The following is a 20,139-nucleotide window of genomic DNA, read 5'->3' as shown; positions in this document are numbered from 1 at the left end:
GAAATTTTATTAAATTATGTTATAATTCGTGACTTTTTATATAGATAGATAAATAATTACCAGATTTTGGATGGATGAATGATTGATTTTTTTAGACTCGTTAAAGATGAGAAACTTGCAGATATTTATAGAGCTTTGCAGGACCCCAATTTTGAAGTAAATCAGAAGGATCTTCACGGGAAAGTAGCTTTGCATTATGCATTAAATATTCAAATCATTAGGATATTGATTGCTAGTGGAGCGGATGTGAATATACGTGATAAAAAAGGTTTAACGCCTTTGGATTACGCACCCAATGATAAAGTTGAGCAAACTCTAATGGAATTCGATGCTGAGCACGGTGAGCCGATTATCTTGAAGGAAGATGTCGATTTTCAGAGGCGTCAGAAAGTTAAGGATGAAGAAAAGAAAGCTGAGCTTGAAGAGAAGAAGAGGCTCGAGGCGGAAGAAGAGGCAAGGCATAAAGCTGAAATTCTGAAAAGAAGAGAAGAGCGTAAGGCTGAGACCGCTAAACGAAACGCAGCTAAGAAAGCTCAAGCGAAAGCTGAACGAGAGTTAAAGGCTCAGCGGCAGGCAATGTTGAAGAAAAAAAGCGAGAGCTAAGAATTTTAAAGCGAGTTTTTATAACTCGCTTTTTTTATCTCTCTTCTTTAGATTTAAATATATTCATGAAGCGTGATGGTGTTCGGTTAATTGACTTTTTGAAGTTATCCATGCTGTTAATGGTCCACTCATAGCCATTGCGATCTCCGCGAACTTCAGCTTGCACTAATACTGAAAGTGGACTGAATAGTGTTTTAAGAATGTCTACATTTAAGGGCTTTGGCAGTGTTAGGATATCTTTCAAGTAGTGAGTGTTGATGTTAAAGAAGTACATTGTTTGCCTCCAATCAAACCAACCTTTGCCCGATAGGGCAATAAGTTTGCCGTCACTAAAAAAGTTGTCTATGTTTACTTGTTGATCAAAAAATTTGAGTTCGGCAGACATTTCTTTGACTTTTGCAGCAGATACAAATGGGAGGATGGACTCCAAGCGATTGAAGAAAGTCGATAGGAAAGGGATCTCAAGAAATAGGCCGTCGTAAATATGAACGAAGCCTTCGCCTAAGATACTCTGTATTTCACCATTTTGACTTTTTAGGTTGACGTCAGCTCCAAAGTTGACCCGACCAGCAGCAGTGTTTAAGGAGTCTTTCTGGAGTTCAGAGATTAGTCCCGCAAGGTCAACATTAGTAGCGTTGATTTTTAAGGCTTGTTGGTTGAGTTTTAGATTGTCTTGATAGACAAAATGCATGTCGCCTGAGTAGAATTTGGCTCGCCGCGAAGCAATCATGATTTTTTTGTCGCGCATATTAAAGGTGATTCGAGGTGACTCAAGTTTTAGTTCGTTGAAAGAAAATTCAGGAAGCTCTATATAGGCCTCGCTCCGAGCATTGAGAGCGTCACTTAAGTTTAAATGACCAGTGATTCTGGCGTAGCTATTGTTAGGGAGGTTGAGGGTGTTGAGTAGTCCTTTCCAGTCGCCATTGGCAACGCGCAAAGTTTGAGGGATTGAAAGGGTTGAATAGAATTGGTAATCGATCGTACAGTCCGTGGTGACATTTTTAAAGCCTAGATTTCCTCTTGCGTGAGTGTCGGTGGTGTCAAGTTGGATGTTATGGACGAGGATTTGTTCGGGGAATTGCATGTAAACTTTAGCGGCTAATTTTTGTGTATTGACGCCGTTTATAGAGGCACCATCTGCTTTGAACTCACCATCGAAAGTCATTAGATCTTCATCGCTTATTGGATCATAGCGATAATCGAAATAGCCAGACCAAGTCGGGATTGCGGTGCGGCCCCATGAAAAGCGTTCCCAGACGTTTAAGTAGTTTTGTCGCCCGTTTTTATTGAAGATGAAATGGCTGATGTGTCTTGGGTCGCCTGCTGCGTCTGCGTAGAGTGAGACTTTATTGTTGGTGAAGTCGTATCGTACTTGCACCTTGCCGTTGATTTGTGGACCAGATAATTTTAATGTTTCGGTCTGGAAGTTTAGGTTCTTGAATTGTATGGGGCCTTCTACGAGGTCTACGTATAGGCCCTGGACTTTAAAATTGGAAGCTTTTATGTCGCCATGGAGTTCCCATTTTTTATAGTCACTGATATCTGGGGTGCTAATGAAAAGATTTAGTTGGGGAGGGGTTTCTGTGAAAGCTATGAAATCGATGTGTTGAATGAGTTGGGGTGCAAATATTTTTAAGTATTTAAAGGGAAAAAATTGACCTTTTAGGTTGGCGTTTAGTTTTTTGCTCTCGAGTTCATATTCAAAATACCCTGATAGAGATTCATTGTTGTCAGCATTGATTTCAAACTGAGGTACAGAAATGATTCCCTTTTTGAGTTTTAGACTAAATTTTGTACTTGTGATGAGGTTTCCAAGATAGAGGAATTCCGGTAAAGAAAAGTCGATTGTGGCTGTATTGTTAACGGAGTTGTGACCATCATAAAAAAAATTAATATTTACAGAGGTTTTATCAGTCAAGTTGAGTGTGTTAGCTACATCATTGATATTGATTATTGCTTCTTTTATATGGCTGGGGATGAGTTTGTTTAAGTCGGTGGCGTTGGGTAGTCGGGCGGGTGTTTGGGGATCTTTGTTTTGTGTGTTTGATAAGTTGACGAGTTCGCCTTGGATGTTTAAGTTGAGGTGGTCAGTGCTACACTCAAAATAATTGATCTTAATATTTTTTGCGTCGATGATTTTAGCGTTGAGGTTGGCGTTATGTACTTTAAGGTATTCTTCTTCGTCGGATAGCTTTAAGTTCACATTGAAATTAGCATTTCTAACTTCAAGTGATTCAGGTGTGAATAATCCTTGGGATAGATCTACCAAATTAAAGAGTATTTGAATTTTTTCGGCTTGGTAGATGTCTATTTCTTGTGATGGATCCTCGATAGTGATGTTATTGATTTTGATTCCGCTTATGGGGCCCATGTGAACTTCATCAATCGAATAATGGAGATCCTTCGAGTCGAGCTCTTGTCTAATACCTAGGATTAAATTTTCAGGAAGACCTTTGATTTCTAAGATGAGTATTAGAACGCAAAGAGTCATTCCTGCCAAGGAGAAAACTCCTCTAAAAATATGCCAGGTTTTTAGTAGCATCAATCACTCAGTTTTAGGTATAATACAGAGAGAGGGGGGAGGTTAATGGATATGCTGTTATCTTTGTTATGAGCTGAATTGGGTGAGGATGAGTATAGTGACTGAGATAAGTAGTCGCTTCCACCATAGTCACAGTCATCAGTATTTAATAAGACTTTGTATGAACCCGGATGAGGTACACCAATGGTGTAGTGGTCTCGTGGAACTGGTGTTAGATTCATGATGCATAGAATCTGCTCGTTTTTAGAGTTTTTCCTGATGAATGATAGCACGCTTTGCTCGCTGTCTTGAGCATCAATCCATTCAAAGCCTTCATGGCTAAAGTCATTTTCCCAGAAGCAACTCTCGTTTTGGTATATATGATTAAGCTTTTTACTGATTTTTTGAATGCCTAGGTGGTCGCCATTATTAAGTGTTGCCCAGTCAAGGCTTTTTGACTCACTCCACTCGTGCCATTGAGCGATCTCGCTGCCCATGAAAAAGATTTTTTTTCCTGGGTGAGCGTACATGTATGCGTATAAACAGCGTAAATTGGCGAATTTTTGCCATGTGTCGCCAGGCATTTTTTGTATGAGAGATCCTTTTCCATGTACAACTTCGTCGTGGCTTAAAGGAAGTACAAAGTTTTCGTTGAAGGCGTAGACTAATGAGAATGTGAGTTGGTTTTGGTGGTACTTTCTATGTATAGGTTCAGTGGAGAAGTAGGCAAGTGTATCGTGCATCCAGCCCATGTTCCATTTCATCGTGAAGCCTAATCCACCATCGTAAGTGGGTCTTGAGACTTTTGGGAATGCGGTAGATTCTTCAGCAATAACCATAGTTCCTGGGCAGTGTTCGTGGGCTAAAGTATTAAGGCGTTTTAGGAATTCTATCGCTTCGTAGTTTTCTCTGCCTCCGTCTTTGTTTGTGCGCCATTCACCTTCTTTGCGTGAGTAGTCCCGGTATAGCATTGAGGCCACTGCGTCTACTCTTAGGCCATCAATGTGGAATTCCTTTAACCAATAGAGCGCAGATGAGATGAGGAAGTTTGAGACCTCCGTTCTGCCGAAATTAAAAATGAAGGTGTTCCAGTCAGGATGGTAGCCTTCGTCAGGGTTGTCGTGCTCGTAAAGTGAGCTTCCATCAAACTGTCCTAGTGCGTGGCGGTCTGTAGGGAAATGTGCGGGGACCCAATCAATTAAGACGCCAATATTGAGTTCATGGAGGTGGTTGACGAAATAGGCGAAGTCAGCCGGGGTGCCGAATCTAGAGCTGGGAGCAAAGTAGCCAGTTGCTTGGTAGCCCCAAGAAGGGTCGTAAGGAAATTCAGTAATAGGGAGTAATTCGATGTGGGTGTAACCCATTTCTTTTATGTATTGTCCAAGAGTGTGTGCGATGTCACGGTAGTTGGCAAATTCACCTTCTCTTTTTAGGTCGGGGTGATTCCAAGAGCCCAAGTGAACTTCATAAATTGATAGAGGAGAATTTAATGGGTCTGTGTTTTCTCGTTGCTTAAGCCATTGGTCGTCGGACCAAGTGATGGCGCTGTTGTCCCACACAACGCTGGCGGTGCCTGGTCGAAGTTCGGAGAGTTTTCCGAGCGGATCCTGTTTTTCTATGATTTCGCCACTTTGAGTTTTTATGGCGAATTTATAGTATTCTCCTAAAGACATTTCGGGCATGAAGATTTCCCAGATGCCATTACTGCCAATGAGTTTTCTCATAGGATTAATGGCGCGATTCCAGCCATTGAAGTTCCCAATTAAAGAGACGCCACGCGCATCGGGAGCCCAGACTTTGAAACTGATGCCAGGGATATTGTTAGATGTAGTGGCTTGACTACCTAGAACTTTGTACAGCTCTAGGTGGTTGCCTTCATGCATTAAGTGGACGTCTAGATCTCCAAGGGTGGGGAGGAAAGAGTATGCGTCGTACTTTGTTAGTTTGTCGCTATTGGGGTACTGTGTGTTAATTTGATATGGGGAATTAGGCTTTTTCGTTAATGTAGTGGTGAAGAAGCCGTTTTCATGTTTTGTTGAGTCGTAAGTTTTGCCAGAGCTAGTGATGCTAAGTTTCTCTGCGTAGGGCTCGTAATTGCGCACGATCCATTTTGAGCCGTGTTGGTGTAGTCCAAGGTAGCTATGGGGAGATTCGTGATGTAGTTCACAGATGGCGTTTTGTTGCTCGGGGGAAATCATATAGTCCTCGATGGTTATTCTCCTATTATATATAAGGTAAAGTATAGAGTCAGATTAGTAGTATGCAAATAAATAAGAACTTAAGATTGTGTCAGTGAAATATGATTTTTTTAAACAGAGATCTTAAGGGCTTGCATGATTTGAATGCTCATGTATTTTTGGCAGACCTATAGTAGATAATTTTTAAATTGAAGGTCCTAATAATGATAGTGAATGAAAAAGTTGACGAACTTATGCAGTCTACAAAATTGCAAGGTTTGACTTTCGATGACGTAACATTAGTTACTCAATACGCAGATTTTCTCCCAGAAGAAACAAGTATCAAATCAAAATTTAGTAGAAATATAGATCTTAATATTCCTTTTGTAAGTGCAGCAATGGATACGGTTACGGGGCCATCTATGGCAATTACCATGGCTCGTCTCGGTGGTATTGGTGTTATTCACAAAAACATGGATATTGCTTTGCATGCAGAGGCTGTTAGGAAAGTTAAATTACACTCGAATGGCTTGATTCAGGATCCTGTAAGTTTTCGTGAGACTCAAACTGTTGAGGAACTACTTAATTACAAGGATGATAAACGCTTGCCATTTTCCGGCTTTCCGATTGTGGATGCGAATGGTCGTGTTGCGGGTATTTTGACTGCGAAAGATTTAAAATTTTGTAATGATACAAGGTTGACTCTAAAAGAGGTGATGACTAGCTCGATTTTGACAGCAAAAGAAGGCACCACACTTGAAGACGCTTACAAAATCATGATAGATAAAAAAATCGGTAAATTGCCATTGTTGTGTGATGATGGTGCTTTGGCTGGTTTGTATAGCTTCCACGATGTGAATGCCTTGATTACTGGGACGTCGAAATTAGAGAACTTAGACTCAAAATATCAGCTTCGTTGTGCGGCAGCTATAAGCCCATATGATTTTGGTAGAGCGGAAGCGTTAATTAATGCAGGTGTAGATGCCATTGTTATTGATACAGCTCACGGCCACTCGAAAGGTGTGATTGATACGGTTAAAGAGTTAAAGTCGGGTATGGGAAGTTCTATTGATGTGATTGCAGGTAATGTTGGTACTGCAGTTGGAGCAAAAGCTCTTGCGGATGCAGGCGCGGATGCAGTTAAAGTTGGTATTGGTCCGGGTTCCATTTGTACGACTCGAGTTGTTTGTGGTGTGGGTATTCCACAAATCACTGCAGTTCACGAAGCTTCAAGAGCAGTGCCGTCAGATGTGCCCATTATTGCAGATGGCGGAATTAAGCAGTCTGGAGATGTTCCAAAAGCTATTACTGCAGGAGCGAGTAGTGTGATGATGGGTGGCTTGTTGGCGGCTACGGAAGAGAGCCCAGGTGAAAAAATCATGATGCAAGGTCGTAGATTTGTGGTGTATCGTGGTATGGGTAGCTTGGAGGCTATGAAGAGTGGCAAGGGCAGTCGTGAGCGATATTCTCAGGGTGATGTAGAAGATTCTAGTCAGCTTATTCCTCAGGGAGTTGAAGGTCGTGTTCCCTATAGAGGTACTGCAGGTAGTGTGTTGCATCAATTTGCGGGTAGTCTGAAGTTCTCTCTTGGTTACTGTGGTGCAAGAACTGTTCCTGATTTACAGAGAAAAGGTATTTTGTATCGTGTGACACCTTCGGGTTTGCGTGAGGCTCACCCTCATGATATTCAAATGGTGAAAGACGCACCTAATTATCGCACAGTATAGTATGTACTTTTTATTAACACTGGGAATTTTAGTGCTTTTAGCACTGGTCTTCTTGGTGTTGATAAATGTAGGTGCTTATGTAAAAGTAAAATCAAACGGTATTGACTTGAGTTTTGTCAATATCGTTTTTTCGCGTTTGAGGGGGTTGAACCCAGATCAGTTAGTTGATGCCTATGTGACGCTATTGAGGGCTGGAGTCGAAATTGATTACGCAAGGATAGAGACTCATGCGTTATGTGGCGGAGATGTGCTAGCAGTTGTTGATGCCTCGGTTTCAGCCCTAAAGTCCTCGCTGGAGATGAATTTCGAGCAACTTTGTGCGCTCGATTTAGCTGGTAGGGATGTGGTGTCAGCAGTGGATAGCTATGTTTATCCGATTGTGATAGATTGCCCAAGTGCAAAGAGTCCTGGTTACATAGTTACTGTACCAAAAGATGGTATTCGTTTGGGGATAAGTGTGAAGTTGACGGTTAGGTCGAATTTAGAAAAATTAATAGGTGGTGCAGGCATATCGACGGTTGAGGCAAGAGTGCAAGAGAAGGTGCTGAGTGCGGTTGGTGCAGCGGAAACTCATAAAGAAATTTTAAATAATCCGTCTGCATTGGTTGAGCATCTACAGCTGGGTTCGGATACTTTAGAGGGGACCTACTTCACATTAGTTTCAGTGGATGTTTCGGGAATTAAGGTTTTGGATAACTTAAAGGCTAAGTTAGATTCGATTCAGTCTGATGCAGATAAAATGGTGGCTGAATCTAGAGCCGAGGCTAAGAGAGCCGAGGCGAAAGCAAGGCAGCAAGAGATGAAAGCCAAGCTACAGGAAATGGGTGCTGAAGTGGTGTTGGCAAGAGCAGTCTTGCCATCTGCTATAAAGACTGGAATTGACGATGGCGCTATAGGAAGTCGTGAATCTAGAGTAAAAAACGTATCTCAATGGCGTTCACAAGTACTTTAAGTGCTTGAATCCTTGTTAACACAAACTAGCTTTTTTACTGATGTGTTAATATTTTTTAGAAAAAAACAAGGATTTAATAAGGAAAATCTATGAAAAAAATAGCTTCGTTTTTAGTGCTGGCGTTCATGTTTGGAGGAGTTTCGAATGTTATGGCGCAGAGTAGTCCTTCTGTAGTAAAGATTTTAAAAGTGGATGTCAATAGTAAGTTGGCGCCGCCAATTACCGTTAACAATATTGTTAAGAGTTCATCTCCAAGTAGTGGAGAATGGACGTCAGTGACTGTTAGGTTTAAGGTTGAAGGTGTGGCCAAGAAAGCGAACGCATTAGATGATGGTTCATGGTTGGATAAAGTTAGCATTTCTTGGAAAGGATTGTTTAAAGCTCGTGACGGTAAGTATAAGAAAACTCAAAGAGAAGTTAAGTACGAGAGTTTAACAAATGGTGAGTATTTTGCAACTATTCTCATTGATCCCTCAGTGGTGAACCGCTACTTGGGTGGTCCCAAAAATGTATCGAAGAATTTGAGTATATATGCTGTATTTAAAGTGGATGGTAAAACTCAGTTAGATACAAAGATTTATGTTCAAAATGGAAAAAGACAAAGAGCATTAGCACAAGGTTTTAATGAGAGAGTGTTTGATAGTGAGAATTTAGATACTGTTGAGGGCATATTTATGTCAAAAGACATGAGTCCGTGGGCTTCTACTCAGTGGCAAGTTTTTCCAAAAATTTCTAATAAAAAATAGGTCAGGTATATGGCTTCAGAATCAGTAGTCACAATTGATATTGGTGCTTCCAGCGTAAAACTAGGCGAATTCAAAGTTGATCATAAGGTTATTACCTTAGAAAGATTTGGCTGCCGCGAATACGAAGAAGTGCAGACGGAGAGTAATAGGGCTGCTTTAGTCAAAACAACTTTAAATAAGTTAATTCAAGAGCGTGGAGTTCAGGCAAAAAAAGCTTATATAAGTCTTTCTGCTCAAATGGCTTTTACTAAATTTGTAAAGCTCCCTCCAGTTGGTGATGATGCGCAAAAAATTCGTCAAGTCGTCGAGTTTGAAGCAAGGCAAAATGTGCCTTTTGAGATGAATGAGGTTATCTGGGATTATCAATTAATATCTTCGGCTGATGCGGAAGAGGTTGAGGTGATGTTCGTTGCAATCAAAAACGAGATTGTAGAAGAGTTAGTCTCTGCGGTGGAAGATTGTGGATTAAAGGTTGAGATTGTTGATATTGCGACCTCAAGTTCATACAATGCGATCAGGGTGAATCGTATTGGTTTTGATAAATGTGCGATGGTGCTCAATATTGGTTCTAGAGTTTCAAATCTGATCTTTTCGGACGGTACAAGTTTCTTTTCAAGAAATATTCCGATTGCAGGTCACGCAGTTACACAGCAGGTCGCTAAAGAATTTGGTATAGGGCTTGAAGAGGCGGAAGAGCTTAAGAGACGTCACGGTTTTGTTGCTTTAGGGGGTGCCTACGAAGAGCCAGAGTCTGAAGTTGCTGCAACAATTTCTAAGATTGTAAGGAATGTGATGACTCGCCTGCATGGTGAGGTTAGTCGTTCGATTAATATATTTAAAAACCAGCAGAAAGGTGCCAAACCTGAGATTATGCATTTGTCTGGCGGTAGTTCGACAATGTTGTTTACAGAAACATTCTTTCAAGAAAAAATGAAGATAGACGTTAAGTACTTCAATCCCTTTCAGAATGGGGTTACCCTAGGAAAAGATGTTGATCGACAGGAATTGGCTGAATTGGCGCATTTGTTTAGTGAAGTGATCGGTTTAGTCCTAAGGATCAGTGAATGTCCAGTAGAGATATCTCTGACGCCTGAATCGCTTCAAAAACAGATATTGAAAAAGGGTAAAATGCCCTACAATTATGCTTCAGCTGCAGTTGCCATTTTGATCCCATTAATAATTTTAGCAGGCTCGTTTAGAGAGCGTTTGCATTATCATGGACAGATTGATGGTAAGGCAGTTAAAATAGAAGGATACAAGAAGATTTTAGATAAAATAAATAATCAAAATAAGCTCAATGAAGCAGTGAAGGGTAAGATTGCTGAGTTGGAGCTCTTGAATGAAGAGCGCTTTGAGTGGCTTAGTTTTTTAAATGACTTGAGGAAATATAAGCCTAAGCCTTTGTGGATTACATCAATCACTCCAGTTGCAGGTAGAGCTGAAAGTGTATTAAAAGGTGCTGTGATTAAATCAGATGAAAAACAATTAACTAAATTTGCAGCAAAGAAGGCAGAGAGGGATAAGGCTTTGCATAGTCAGACCCAGTCAAGTGATGTTGGTGCAGTGATTATTGAGGGTTATTATGTGCAATATCCAGCATTGGAGAGTACGGGGCAGAGGCAAAAGGTATTGTCTAAAATGTTAGAAGATATCGCAATATCAGAGTATGTCTTAGTTGATCCTCCTGGTATAACAGGTCCTTTAGAGAAGCAGCAGAGCAAAAATAAAGCTTTTGCGTACTTTAAAGCTCAATTGGGTGTTAAGAATATTGGTAGAGTAGATTAATGAAAGATAAAATTTTAGATGCTATAAAAGATAATAAGGCAAATGTAATCTTATTACTAGTAGTTGTGATAGTGAGTGCAGTGTTGTTTAAATTGTCTTTTATTTATAAGGCTGAGACAAAAAAATTGCAGGAAGAAAAAGTGCGACTTGCAAATGATACTCAGCAGATTAATGGGACACAATATAAATTAGATCAAGTCAATAATGACATAGCTGTAAAAAATGCGGGCTTGTTAAAGGATGGCTTTAATTTGTATTATCAAGATTTGATGGATAACTACAATCATGATAGGTCTGATGTTGCAAAAATGCGTTCAGAGGATGTTCAAGATAAGTTTTTAGAGTCTTTAGAATTGTTAAATAAAGTTTGCGAACGAGCTGGTGTTGTGGTTGGTGAAGAATTTAAGTTTTCTTTTGATGATGAGGTTTCGAGAGTTTTTCAGATGGAGCCGCGAGATAAAGTTAAAGTTATGGAACAGTTAGCTGCTGTAGAAAACCTGACTAAAATTATAGCTAGTAGTGGAGCTGACTCATTGGAGGGTTTGGCGAGACCTAATATTTTGAGTGAAACAAGTGTGAAAGAGGCTTATGCGAAGGTTTATACATTTAAGCTAGTGATAAAAGTCCCACCAGAAAGTTTTGGTAGTTTGCTTAATAAAATCACAAATGATAAACAGTTTTACTATAGAATAAATAGCGTAAGTATGGTTACCGACGCACAAGTAGATAAAGATTTAGCTCCTTTGCTCTTGCAAAAAGCGGAGTCTGTCGTCGAAGAGCAAGATAAGCCTGTAGCTGAAAGTATCGATGACCTCCTGACTGGTGTTGGTGAAGAGGCTTTGGAGGAAAAAGAAGAAGTTGTTGAGAAGAAGCCAGAAGAAAAAGTGAATATAAGGGCGTTTAAAGTGCCTTCTCAGACTGTGAGTATTAGTTTGGATTGGATTCAGTTTAAAGAAAGTTACTTGGAAAAATAGTATGAAAGAATTTATAAAAGCAAATATTGAGAAAGTTCTATTGATTCTCGTTATGGCAGCTCTGGTTGTTGTAGCAGTTTTTGTAGTTGCTACGGTAGATGTGAATCCTATTGAGTTAATTAAATTGACTGGAAATCAAAAGGTGGCTGAGGTTTCAGGAGAGGCTGAGGCTCCCAAGCCAGTCAAAGCTTTGCGTCTGGAAACCATTTTTGAGAATAGTCAATATTTAGTTTGTAGAAATGATGATTGCGAAAGGGTTTTTCATGATGATTTCCGAAAGTGTCCATGGTGTAAGACTCAGGTTAAAGAAAATATAACAAAGGGTCCAGGTGATAGTGACGGTGATGGTATTCCGGATGAGATTGAGGCGGAGCATAATATGGATCCTAATAATCCAGATGATGCGCTAGAGGATAGGGACAAGGATGCTTTTAGTAATTATGATGAAATTATGGTGGGTATTAATGGAGTTCCGACATTGATTGATGATCCATCGAGCTATCCTTCTATGTTGAACTTCATGCAGGCTATTCCTAAAAAAGCAAAGGCTTTGCAGTTTATTTATAAATCTGATCAAATGGCTGCAGCTGATAAGTCTTTGTGGGAAATCCAGTTTGTAGATGCACGTCGAAAAACTAGATGGGTTAGAATAGGCGGTGAAATATTTTCTAGTGGCTACAATCTAGTAGATATCGAAAAATCCGGTGGCAAGGCCATCTTGTCAATTAAAAAATCCGATGGAGAAGTGCTTAAGGTCAGTAAGGGTAAATACATATATCCACCTAATAGTAGTGGTATGATTATTTATAATAGCCTAGATGGAAAACAAGCTTTTGTGGCGGATGATTCAAAGCATGACTTGATTGGCTTAGATGGAGTTAAGGAAGTGGTAGACTTCAGAGGATGGCGAAGAATTGGCGAAGAAAAGGTCTTAAAGGCCATTATATTCAGTAGAAAAACAAATGAAGAGTTTGAAATCGATAGTAGGAAATCGATATTAACTCCCATTAAATAAATTTATCAATAGAGAACGAGGACTTTTAAATATGAACAATACGTCATTATTTACTAAATTGACGGCAGTTGTAGCTTTGTCGCTATCTCTTTCAGCGATATCTCAAGATGAAGCAGCGAAAGTGTCAGAAGAGATTTTGAATAAGCCTACGGACGGAGCCACCAGTGTCGCGCCATCCGCTGTTACAAGAAGTGAAGAGATACGTCGTCAACAACGTTTGATCGAGTCTGAGTTGAAATTAAACAAAGCAATGAAGAGTTTTGCTTTAGGTGATTACGATAAAGCTATTGATAATTATGATATGGCAATTACAGGCTTTGTAAGTGTTTCCAAAACTCGTTCGGATGTACTAGAAAAGATAGATTTAGCCAAGAAGAATAAGGCTGAAGCAATGGTTTTAAAATCCGCTCAGTTGATGTCTAGAGCTCAACAAGAAGTTGATGCGGAGCTTTATTCTGAGGCAATCTCGACTCTAAATGCTGCAAAATTAGTTAACCCGGGCAGAGAAGATGAGATTAATGCTAAATTAGCTGAATACATGGCGATAGAAGAGCAGTTGGTCTTTGTTAAAAAAGTAGATGAACAGGGGATACGTCAGATAAGGGAAGATGAAGTTGATCGTCCTAATGCTATTAAATATGAACAAGCGGAGATCTTGTTTGCAAATAGAAGATATATGGATGCAAAAGATGTTCTAGAGCAGATTCTTGTTGTTAACCCATTTGATTCAGAAGCAATGGCTCTTTTGCGTCGAGTAAATGCACGAGTTGAAGAATTAGGTCGAGTTCGAAGAAAAGCTACCCGAGAAGAGCGTTTAGCTCAGGTTGAATGGGAATGGAATCAGCCGTTGAGGCCAAGTACTCAGATTGGTACAGCAGTCAATGTAGCAACAGATGGTCGAATTCGTAATGATGATGCAAGAGTTAAAGATGTTTTTGATAAATTAAATGGCATAAAAATACCAAGTGTTGTGTTTGATAATGACTCCTTGGATTCAATCGTTGCAAGATTGAAGCAGATGTCAAAGGATTATGACCCCGATCCAGTTAAACGTGGCGTGAATATTATATTGCGTATCAATGAGACGGCCAAAGCAAGTGAGGCACCAATTGATGAAGCTTTTGGAGAAGAAGCGGCTTTTGGAGAAGAGGCAGCTTTTGGAGAAGAGGCAGCTTTTGAAGATGATGCACAGGTGGAGGCTGAGGCGCCACAACAGAATGGTGTGTCTTTACGATTAAGTGACGTGCCAATTCTTAAAATCATCGAACTTATTTGCTTGCAGCAAGATTTGAAATACAAAGTTACTGAGCATGCGGTTATTATAGCAGATAAAAGTATACCTTTAGACACAATGGAAGTTCGTTTTTATGATGTGCCAGCAGGTTTCTTGGATTTAATTGAACCAAATCTAGATACCGCTGGTGCAAGCTTAATCGATGATGTCGGTGGCGATGGTGATGGTGGCACAGCAAAAGATGTGCGACAGTACTTTGATGAATTTGGTGTAAAATTTGAAGCGGGTTCAGAGATTTCTTTTGTTCAATCAGTCAATCGTTTAGTAGTGAAGAATACTCCCTCAGAACACGGTAAGATAGATAGGATTATTAAAGAATTAGCTCCTGCAGAAAATCAAATTATTATTGAATCGAAATTCTATGAGATTAACCAAGATGACATCGACGAATTAGCATTTGAATGGTCAATCGCGAGGATTGAAGACGGTTCTGGTTTTACTGACCCCAACGCAGGTTACATAGGTAGAGATCCAGGCTATATAGGTGGTGTTAATGGTGATCCAAATGGGTCGTTGAATGACTTTTTAAGCGATGGCTTTAGTTTGGATAAAAGTGGTGACTTAACAAGTGCTGGTGGCGATGGCTTAGAGTCTGCTGTACGTAGCTTAGGTTCAGTTCTAGGAGCGCCGGGCTTAAGTCAAGGTACCTTCAAGTTCGCTTCAATTTTAGGTGATACAACTTTTAACACATTAGTAAGTGCGATACAACAAAGAAGTGGTGAGGATGTTCTTAATGCTCCAAAAGTCACAACTCAAAATGGTCACACAGCAAAAATAAGAGTTGTTCAAGAACGTTACTTCCCAGAAGAGTGGGAAGAACCAGAAGTTGAGCAAAACTCACAAGGCGATGGTGGTAGTGCCTCGACAGTAACACCTTCTAAACCAGTCTTTGGTGAGGCACGTGATATTGGTGCAGTACTAACGGTTACCCCTCAAATTGACCCAGACCAACGAGTTATCGAATTACAACTAAAGCCTGAAGTGATCGAATTTGTAGATTATGATGACACTTTCAATGTTGATATGTTAGTAGGTCAAGAAGTCACCTTTGTACCCATTATAGGTGACCCTATTACTTTAACGGTCTATACTGCTTTCGAACAGAAGTTTAGTATGCCTATTTTTGAATCGCGTACAGTTGACACGACAGTTAGAGTTTGGGATGGTGAAACGCTTGCCTTAGGTGGTATGATTAGTGAAAACAAGACAACCTATGAAGACAAAATCCCATATTTAGGTGACATACCATTCTTGGGGAGATTTTTCACATCTAATGGTGAACGTTCAGTGAAACAGAATTTAATCATTTTTGTGACAGCGAGATTAATTGACCCATCTGGTCTACCAGTAAGCCCCGGAACATTGAGTGGTTTACCTGATTTTAAAAGACTATAGTTGAGGTTAATGTGATGAAGTTTGGAAAAACTTTTGTATACCAAATGCTTTGTGTCGCTGCTCTGCATGGGCAAGATGCAGAGTTAGTTGCAGATAAAATATTATCTGATGACGAAAAAGATATATCTTCTTCGGTAGTCAAAGGGAATGAGGTTGTACGAAAACAACAACTATTCCTCGAGCTCAAGATTAAAATCTCCAAATTGAGAAAAAGTTTAAATGCTGGATTTGTCGATGGTCTAAGCGATGGGATACTAGAAGCTCAAGCAGGTTTGAAAACTTTAGGGTCTTCATCTGAGTCTGCAATACAATTGAAGGCTGAGCTAAAAAGTATTGAAGTTGATTACTTAGTTTATCAAATAGATGACATTTTGAATACTGTGGACAGAGCAAGTAGTACCACACAAATACAAAAAGCAAGTGATTTACTAGATCATGCAATTGAACTTGATCCAGAAAATAAAAAGAAATATCTTTCTCTTAAGGAAGATCTAGATGAAAGATTTCTTGAGCTAGAGTATGTGGAAACTGTGAATGCGGATGCTATTAACTCTGAAATAAATGAAGTTAATGAAGAAGTTAAAGTTTATTACGAAAAGGCCAAGATCTTAAAAAGTGTTGGCGAATATACGAAAGCTTTAAGCGTTCTTGATAAGATTTTAACTTTGGATCCATTTAATGTGGACGCGAGTCACTTGAAATTTCAGCTTGCAAAGATTATCAAAGAAAAAGGTTATGAAAGACAGACATCTTTATCGGAAGAACTTTCATCTGAAAATTCATGGAAATGGGTTGATCCTATTGTCAAATCAGCAGATAAGGCCAACGTTCTCGTAAGCAATGTAGAACGTGATGATGAAAACTTTGGAGCTATATACAGGAAGCTAGAGATTGAAATTCCGGTTGTCAACTATGATGGTGAGCCACTTGCAGAAGTGATCGAAAACCTTATAGAGATTAGCAAGCAACAAGATATCGAGGGCAAGGGCGTCAATATTGTTTTTCTACGTGAAACAAAAGCATCAACACCAGCTCCAACTGCAGTAGAAGATGAGTTTGGTGATGTGGATGATGCATTTGGCGATACAGGTTTTGATGATGAATCATTTGAGGATGACTCTGTAGTACAAGATAGTGCTCCGCAGACAGTGAATAACTACCCAGTACGATTGAACGTAGAGAAGGTTCCCATGGGTAAACTACTGGAGCTTATTGTTCAGTCACAGGGTTTGAGCATGAAGATTGAAGATCATATGGTTGTCATTGCTGAGCCAAATGTTCAGTTAGATCTATTGGAAACTAAGTTTTTCAATGTTCCTGCAGGTATGTTAGAAATTATACCTACCGCAGGAAGTTTAGATCTAGTCGATGCAGGACTCGGAGAGCGCGGTGGTGATGGTGGACAAGATTGGACCGCATATTTCAAAAACATGGGCGTGACATTTCCTGCGGGAGCTAAACTTTCTTATGTGGCTAGTGTTAACCGCTTGGTAGTAACCAACACAGTTAATAACAATCAGCTGATTCAAGAGATAATTAATAATCTCAATACTGGAGCAGCTCAAGTTAATGTGGAAGCTAAAGTTGTAGATATAACTTGGAATGCAATGCAAGAACTTGGTTTCTTATGGCGTTGGACAGGCCCTGAAACGCCTAATCATACGCTAACTGGAGATAGGATTTTTTCACAAACAAATGACCCTACGGCTCCAGGAGAAAGATTTGATAATAATATCAGAGGTATAAACGAAGTTGTCACTGGGCAAGAAGGTCCAGTCCAGTTAGCAGCTGATTTGATATTTGGTAATCAAGAACTTCAAATGATGATTCGTGCTTTAGATCAATCAGATACAAATGAAATTCTAATGGCTCCCAATGTTCTTACGAAAAGTGGTGAAACAGCTGTGATCAGAGTGGTGACATCACAACAATTTGTCGAAGAATGGGAAGAAGGTGAATTCAGTAATAACCAAGAAATTGTTCCTAGTACGCCCACTTTTGGTGAAGAAAAAGATATTGGTTTTGTTCTCAGTGTCACTCCAGAGGTTGATCCTAATAACACAGTAATTACAATGGAAGTTAATCCTGAATTTGTTGAATTTATTGGTTATGATACCTCATTAAATACATCAACAAGTTTAGAGCTATTCGATATAGCGGGCACACCGTTTACTTATGAAGCCGAATTTATCTATTCAATGCCTATCTTCGAAGTTAGATCCATTGAAACGCGAGTTAAGCTTTGGGATGGTCAAACCTTTACACTTGGTGGTTTAATTAGAGAAAATGTTTGGACAGTTGATGATTCAATTCCCTATATTTCTGATATCCCATTCATTGGTCGCCTCTTTCAAAATAAGGGTGAAGCATCAGAGAAAAGATCACTTCTTATGTTTATTACAGCTCGCTTGATAACTGAGAGTGGCCTGCCATTACGAATCAATCAAGTTCCAGGGCTTCCTGACTTCAAGAAAATTTAGGGTAAACTTATGTTAAAAATTAATAATTATGCAAAAACCTTTGTTTTTATAAGTTCTTTAATTTCAATGAATACAGTGGCTCAAGAAAGTAAAAAAAGTGAGCCAGTTGATACTACTACACTTGTTAACAATGAACAAATTCGTAAACAGCAACTAGAGCTTGAGGCGGATGGTTTTTATTACAAAGCAATGGCGGCAGTAGAGGATTCTTCTAATCACGTTGCTTTGAATCATCTAGCAAAAGCGAAAGAAGTTTATAAAAGTGCACAAAGTTCGTCGAATAGATTAGTGAACAAACTTTCAAATGTTGAAAAATTGAAGATCGTAGTTTATAAAAACTTAATTGCAGAAAAACTAAACGATTCAAAAAATGCAAAAGAGAATAAGTCTTTTGATTTAGCACAGTCATATTTGAAAGAACTCATTGAAATTGATCCTGATAATAAAAAACTCTATCAAGCTAAGTTAGCAGAGATTGATGAGTTAATTATTCAAGATGAGTACAGGTTACTCGTAGGTGAAGAACAAATTACTGAAGAAGAATTAGTTAAGAAAGAAAGCATTGATATCAAAATGCAACGTGCTCAACTCTACTTTGACCAGGGCAACCTAGAAAGATCAAGAGAAGAGTTAGAAGATTTACTATTAATTGATAAATTTAATATTCCTGCAAGTCACTTACTTTTCCGTGTTTATGAAGAAATTAAGATTCTTGGTAAACAAAGAAATAGAGTAACTCAATCAGACCTCTTAGCAGAGACTTCATGGAAATGGGAAGATAAAATTCGAGTAAGTGCTGATTTAGATGCTGAACTATTAAATTCGACAAGTATCAATGTAAATGCTGAAAATACAACATCTATACATGATCGTCTAAGAAGAATATATATACCTTCAGTTAGTTACGATGGTGACGGTATCAACGAAATTGTAGAAGATTTGATCAGAAAATCTAAAGAATTTGATCCTGATCCTGAAGGAAAAGGGATCAATATTGTTTATTTTGCTTCTAAGGCAAAGGCACAACAAGCTCAAGGACCAGTTGATGCTGTAGATGATGGTTTTGGTGATGACGGTGGCTTTGATGACGGTGGCTTTGATGACGGTGGCTTTGATGACGGTGGCTTTGATGATCCAGCCGCAGCTCCTGCTGCAAGCGAAACTAAACAAGCTCGTTTGTTTTTAAACGTAGAAGATATGCAATTAGGTGAGCTGATTAATCAAATCACTGAAATATTAGGCTTAAAAGTAAAAATTGATAAACACGCTGTATATATTGCTGATGCTGATTATCCTCTAGAGGAAACGGAAACGGTCTTTTTTGATGTTCCCTTATCTATGATTGAGGTAGTAGGTGATGCAGGTGGAGGTCTTACAGACGATGGTTTAGTCAGAAATTCTGAAGAGACCAATTGGCAAGATTATTTCCAGAAATCTGGGGTGACCTTTCCAGCGGGCTCAAAAATATCATTTGTAAGTAATGTTAATCGTCTTGTTGTTACAAATACAGCAGCAAACATTCAACTTATCAAGCGTATTATTGATGAATTAGGAAGGCCTAGTGCTCAAATTTCTGTCGAAACAAAGTTTATTGATGTCGATTTTAATACAACTCAAGAGCTTGGTTTTATGTGGAGATGGACAGGTCCGACGACTCCCAATCATACACTAACAGGTGATCGTATTTTTGCTCAATCAAATGATCCAACTACTGCGGCGGAAAGATTTGATAATAATATTAGAGGTATTTCTGAAGTAGCTACAGGTGTTGAAGGCCCTGTTCAGTTAGCCGCAGATTTAGTTTTTGGTAATCAAGAACTACAAATGATGATCCGTGCTCTAGATCAGTCAGATACATCTGAATTATTGAGTTCACCTAATGCGGTAACTCAAAGTGGTAACACAGTTGTACTTCGAGTTGTGGAAGAACGTTTTTTACCTGAAGAATGGGAAGAGGCTCAACTGGACACTGATGCAATTATTCCAACGACTCCAACTTTTGGTGAAGCACGTGATATTGGTGTGATCTTGGAAGTTACTCCCGAAGTTTCTGCAGATAACAATACTATCAGCATGGATTTAAATCCTCAGCAGGTGGAACTTATAGGTTATGATACTGAATTAAACTCTGATTTAAGTAATTTTGGTGATACGATTTCTTACCCTAATTTCTTCAATTATGCTATGCCAGTTATTGAAGTTAGACAAGTTGAAACTCGTGCTCAAATTTGGGATGGCGAGACATTACTAATTGGTGGTTTAGTAAAAGAGACAGTATATTCAGTTGATGACTCAATTCCTTATGTATCTGATATTCCCTATCTCGGTAGATTCTTTCAGAACAAGGGTGAGAGATCAGAGAAGACTAATTTATTAATTTTTGTTACAGGAAGATTGATTAGCCCAGTGGGTACACCATATAAGAAAATGACAGTTCGAGGTCTTCCTGACTTCCAGCAACTGTAGACCA

At 39.3% G+C, this 20,139-nt stretch carries 12 protein-coding genes; 10 read left to right on the top strand and 2 right to left on the bottom strand.

The window, feature by feature from the left end:
- Nucleotides 1-78 precede the first annotated feature (78 nt).
- Nucleotides 79-603, top strand: a complete 525-nt coding sequence (locus tag PQO01_RS01450; RefSeq protein ID WP_274312266.1) for an ankyrin repeat domain-containing protein — start codon at nt 79-81, stop codon at nt 601-603.
- Between the two features lie 34 nt (nt 604-637).
- Here the strand turns inward: PQO01_RS01450 and PQO01_RS01445 are convergent, their stop codons facing one another.
- Together PQO01_RS01445 and glgB are read right to left on the bottom strand one after the other, a co-directional pair.
- Complete coding sequence (locus PQO01_RS01445; protein ID WP_274312265.1) at nt 638-3,145, bottom strand: hypothetical protein; 2,508 nt, start codon at nt 3,143-3,145, stop codon at nt 638-640.
- Nucleotides 3,145-5,322: a 1,4-alpha-glucan branching protein GlgB gene (glgB, locus tag PQO01_RS01440; RefSeq protein WP_274312264.1), complete on the bottom strand. Its 2,178-nt coding sequence runs from the start codon at nt 5,320-5,322 to the stop codon at nt 3,145-3,147. The genes PQO01_RS01445 and glgB overlap by 1 nt, the downstream gene beginning before the upstream one ends.
- Nucleotides 5,323-5,525: 203 nt before the next feature.
- On the opposite strand from glgB, the gene guaB reads away from it, so the two are divergent.
- The 9 genes from guaB to PQO01_RS01395 all read left to right on the top strand — a co-directional run bounded on the left by guaB (nt 5,526) and on the right by PQO01_RS01395 (nt 20,135).
- On the top strand, nt 5,526-7,028 hold the full coding sequence (gene guaB, locus PQO01_RS01435) for an IMP dehydrogenase (RefSeq protein WP_274312263.1): 1,503 nt from the start codon (nt 5,526-5,528) through the stop codon (nt 7,026-7,028).
- A gap of 1 nt (nt 7,029) precedes the next feature.
- Entirely contained in the window at nt 7,030-7,980 is a 951-nt protein-coding gene (locus tag PQO01_RS01430; RefSeq protein ID WP_274312262.1) for a flotillin-like FloA family protein, read from the top strand.
- Nucleotides 7,981-8,069: 89 nt separating this feature from the next.
- Nucleotides 8,070-8,726, top strand: coding sequence for a hypothetical protein (locus PQO01_RS01425; RefSeq protein ID WP_274312261.1), 657 nt, complete (start codon nt 8,070-8,072; stop codon nt 8,724-8,726).
- 9 nt (nt 8,727-8,735) lie between these two features.
- Nucleotides 8,736-10,511, top strand: coding sequence for a type IV pilus assembly protein PilM (gene pilM / locus PQO01_RS01420; protein ID WP_274312260.1), 1,776 nt, complete (start codon nt 8,736-8,738; stop codon nt 10,509-10,511).
- Nucleotides 10,511-11,485, top strand: a complete 975-nt coding sequence (locus PQO01_RS01415; RefSeq protein ID WP_274312259.1) for an Amuc_1100 family pilus-like protein — start codon at nt 10,511-10,513, stop codon at nt 11,483-11,485. Before pilM ends, PQO01_RS01415 begins: the two co-directional genes overlap by 1 nt.
- Before the next feature lies 1 nt (nt 11,486).
- Entirely contained in the window at nt 11,487-12,500 is a 1,014-nt protein-coding gene (locus PQO01_RS01410; protein ID WP_274312258.1) for a hypothetical protein, read from the top strand.
- A 136-nt stretch (nt 12,501-12,636) separates the two neighbouring features.
- Nucleotides 12,637-15,189 carry a hypothetical protein gene (locus PQO01_RS01405; protein WP_274312257.1) on the top strand — a complete coding sequence of 851 codons (2,553 nt, stop codon included), beginning with the start codon at nt 12,637-12,639 and terminating at the stop codon, nt 15,187-15,189.
- Nucleotides 15,190-15,203: 14 nt separating this feature from the next.
- Nucleotides 15,204-17,669, top strand: coding sequence for a hypothetical protein (locus tag PQO01_RS01400; protein ID WP_274312256.1), 2,466 nt, complete (start codon nt 15,204-15,206; stop codon nt 17,667-17,669).
- A 9-nt stretch (nt 17,670-17,678) separates the two neighbouring features.
- The gene (locus PQO01_RS01395; RefSeq protein WP_274312255.1) at nt 17,679-20,135 is read left to right on the top strand and encodes a hypothetical protein; all 2,457 of its coding nucleotides are present in this window, start codon (nt 17,679-17,681) and stop codon (nt 20,133-20,135) included.
- The last annotated feature ends 4 nt before the right edge of the window (nt 20,136-20,139 follow it).

Source organism: Lentisphaera marina (genome assembly GCF_028745505.1).
In the GTDB taxonomy this organism is placed as follows: domain Bacteria; phylum Verrucomicrobiota; class Lentisphaeria; order Lentisphaerales; family Lentisphaeraceae; genus Lentisphaera; species Lentisphaera marina.
The sequence above is the reverse complement of the archived record's forward strand: the minus strand, read 5'-3'. Positions and strand labels throughout refer to the sequence as shown.

What these genes read in the sequence shown, in the direction of transcription:
- PQO01_RS01430 (WP_274312262.1), top strand. Translation starts at nt 7,030, where the DNA reads ATGTACTTTTTATTAACACTGGGAATTTTAGTGCTTTTAGCACTGGTC.
- PQO01_RS01400 (WP_274312256.1), top strand. Translation starts at nt 15,204, where the DNA reads ATGAAGTTTGGAAAAACTTTTGTATACCAAATGCTTTGTGTCGCTGCT.
- PQO01_RS01395 (WP_274312255.1), top strand. Translation starts at nt 17,679, where the DNA reads ATGTTAAAAATTAATAATTATGCAAAAACCTTTGTTTTTATAAGTTCT.
- PQO01_RS01450 (WP_274312266.1), top strand. Translation starts at nt 79, where the DNA reads ATGATTGATTTTTTTAGACTCGTTAAAGATGAGAAACTTGCAGATATT.
- PQO01_RS01425 (WP_274312261.1), top strand. Translation starts at nt 8,070, where the DNA reads ATGAAAAAAATAGCTTCGTTTTTAGTGCTGGCGTTCATGTTTGGAGGA.
- PQO01_RS01445 (WP_274312265.1), bottom strand. Translation starts at nt 3,145, where the DNA reads ATGCTACTAAAAACCTGGCATATTTTTAGAGGAGTTTTCTCCTTGGCA.
- glgB (WP_274312264.1), bottom strand. Translation starts at nt 5,322, where the DNA reads ATGATTTCCCCCGAGCAACAAAACGCCATCTGTGAACTACATCACGAA.
- guaB (WP_274312263.1), top strand. Translation starts at nt 5,526, where the DNA reads ATGATAGTGAATGAAAAAGTTGACGAACTTATGCAGTCTACAAAATTG.
- PQO01_RS01415 (WP_274312259.1), top strand. Translation starts at nt 10,511, where the DNA reads ATGAAAGATAAAATTTTAGATGCTATAAAAGATAATAAGGCAAATGTA.
- PQO01_RS01410 (WP_274312258.1), top strand. Translation starts at nt 11,487, where the DNA reads ATGAAAGAATTTATAAAAGCAAATATTGAGAAAGTTCTATTGATTCTC.
- pilM (WP_274312260.1), top strand. Translation starts at nt 8,736, where the DNA reads ATGGCTTCAGAATCAGTAGTCACAATTGATATTGGTGCTTCCAGCGTA.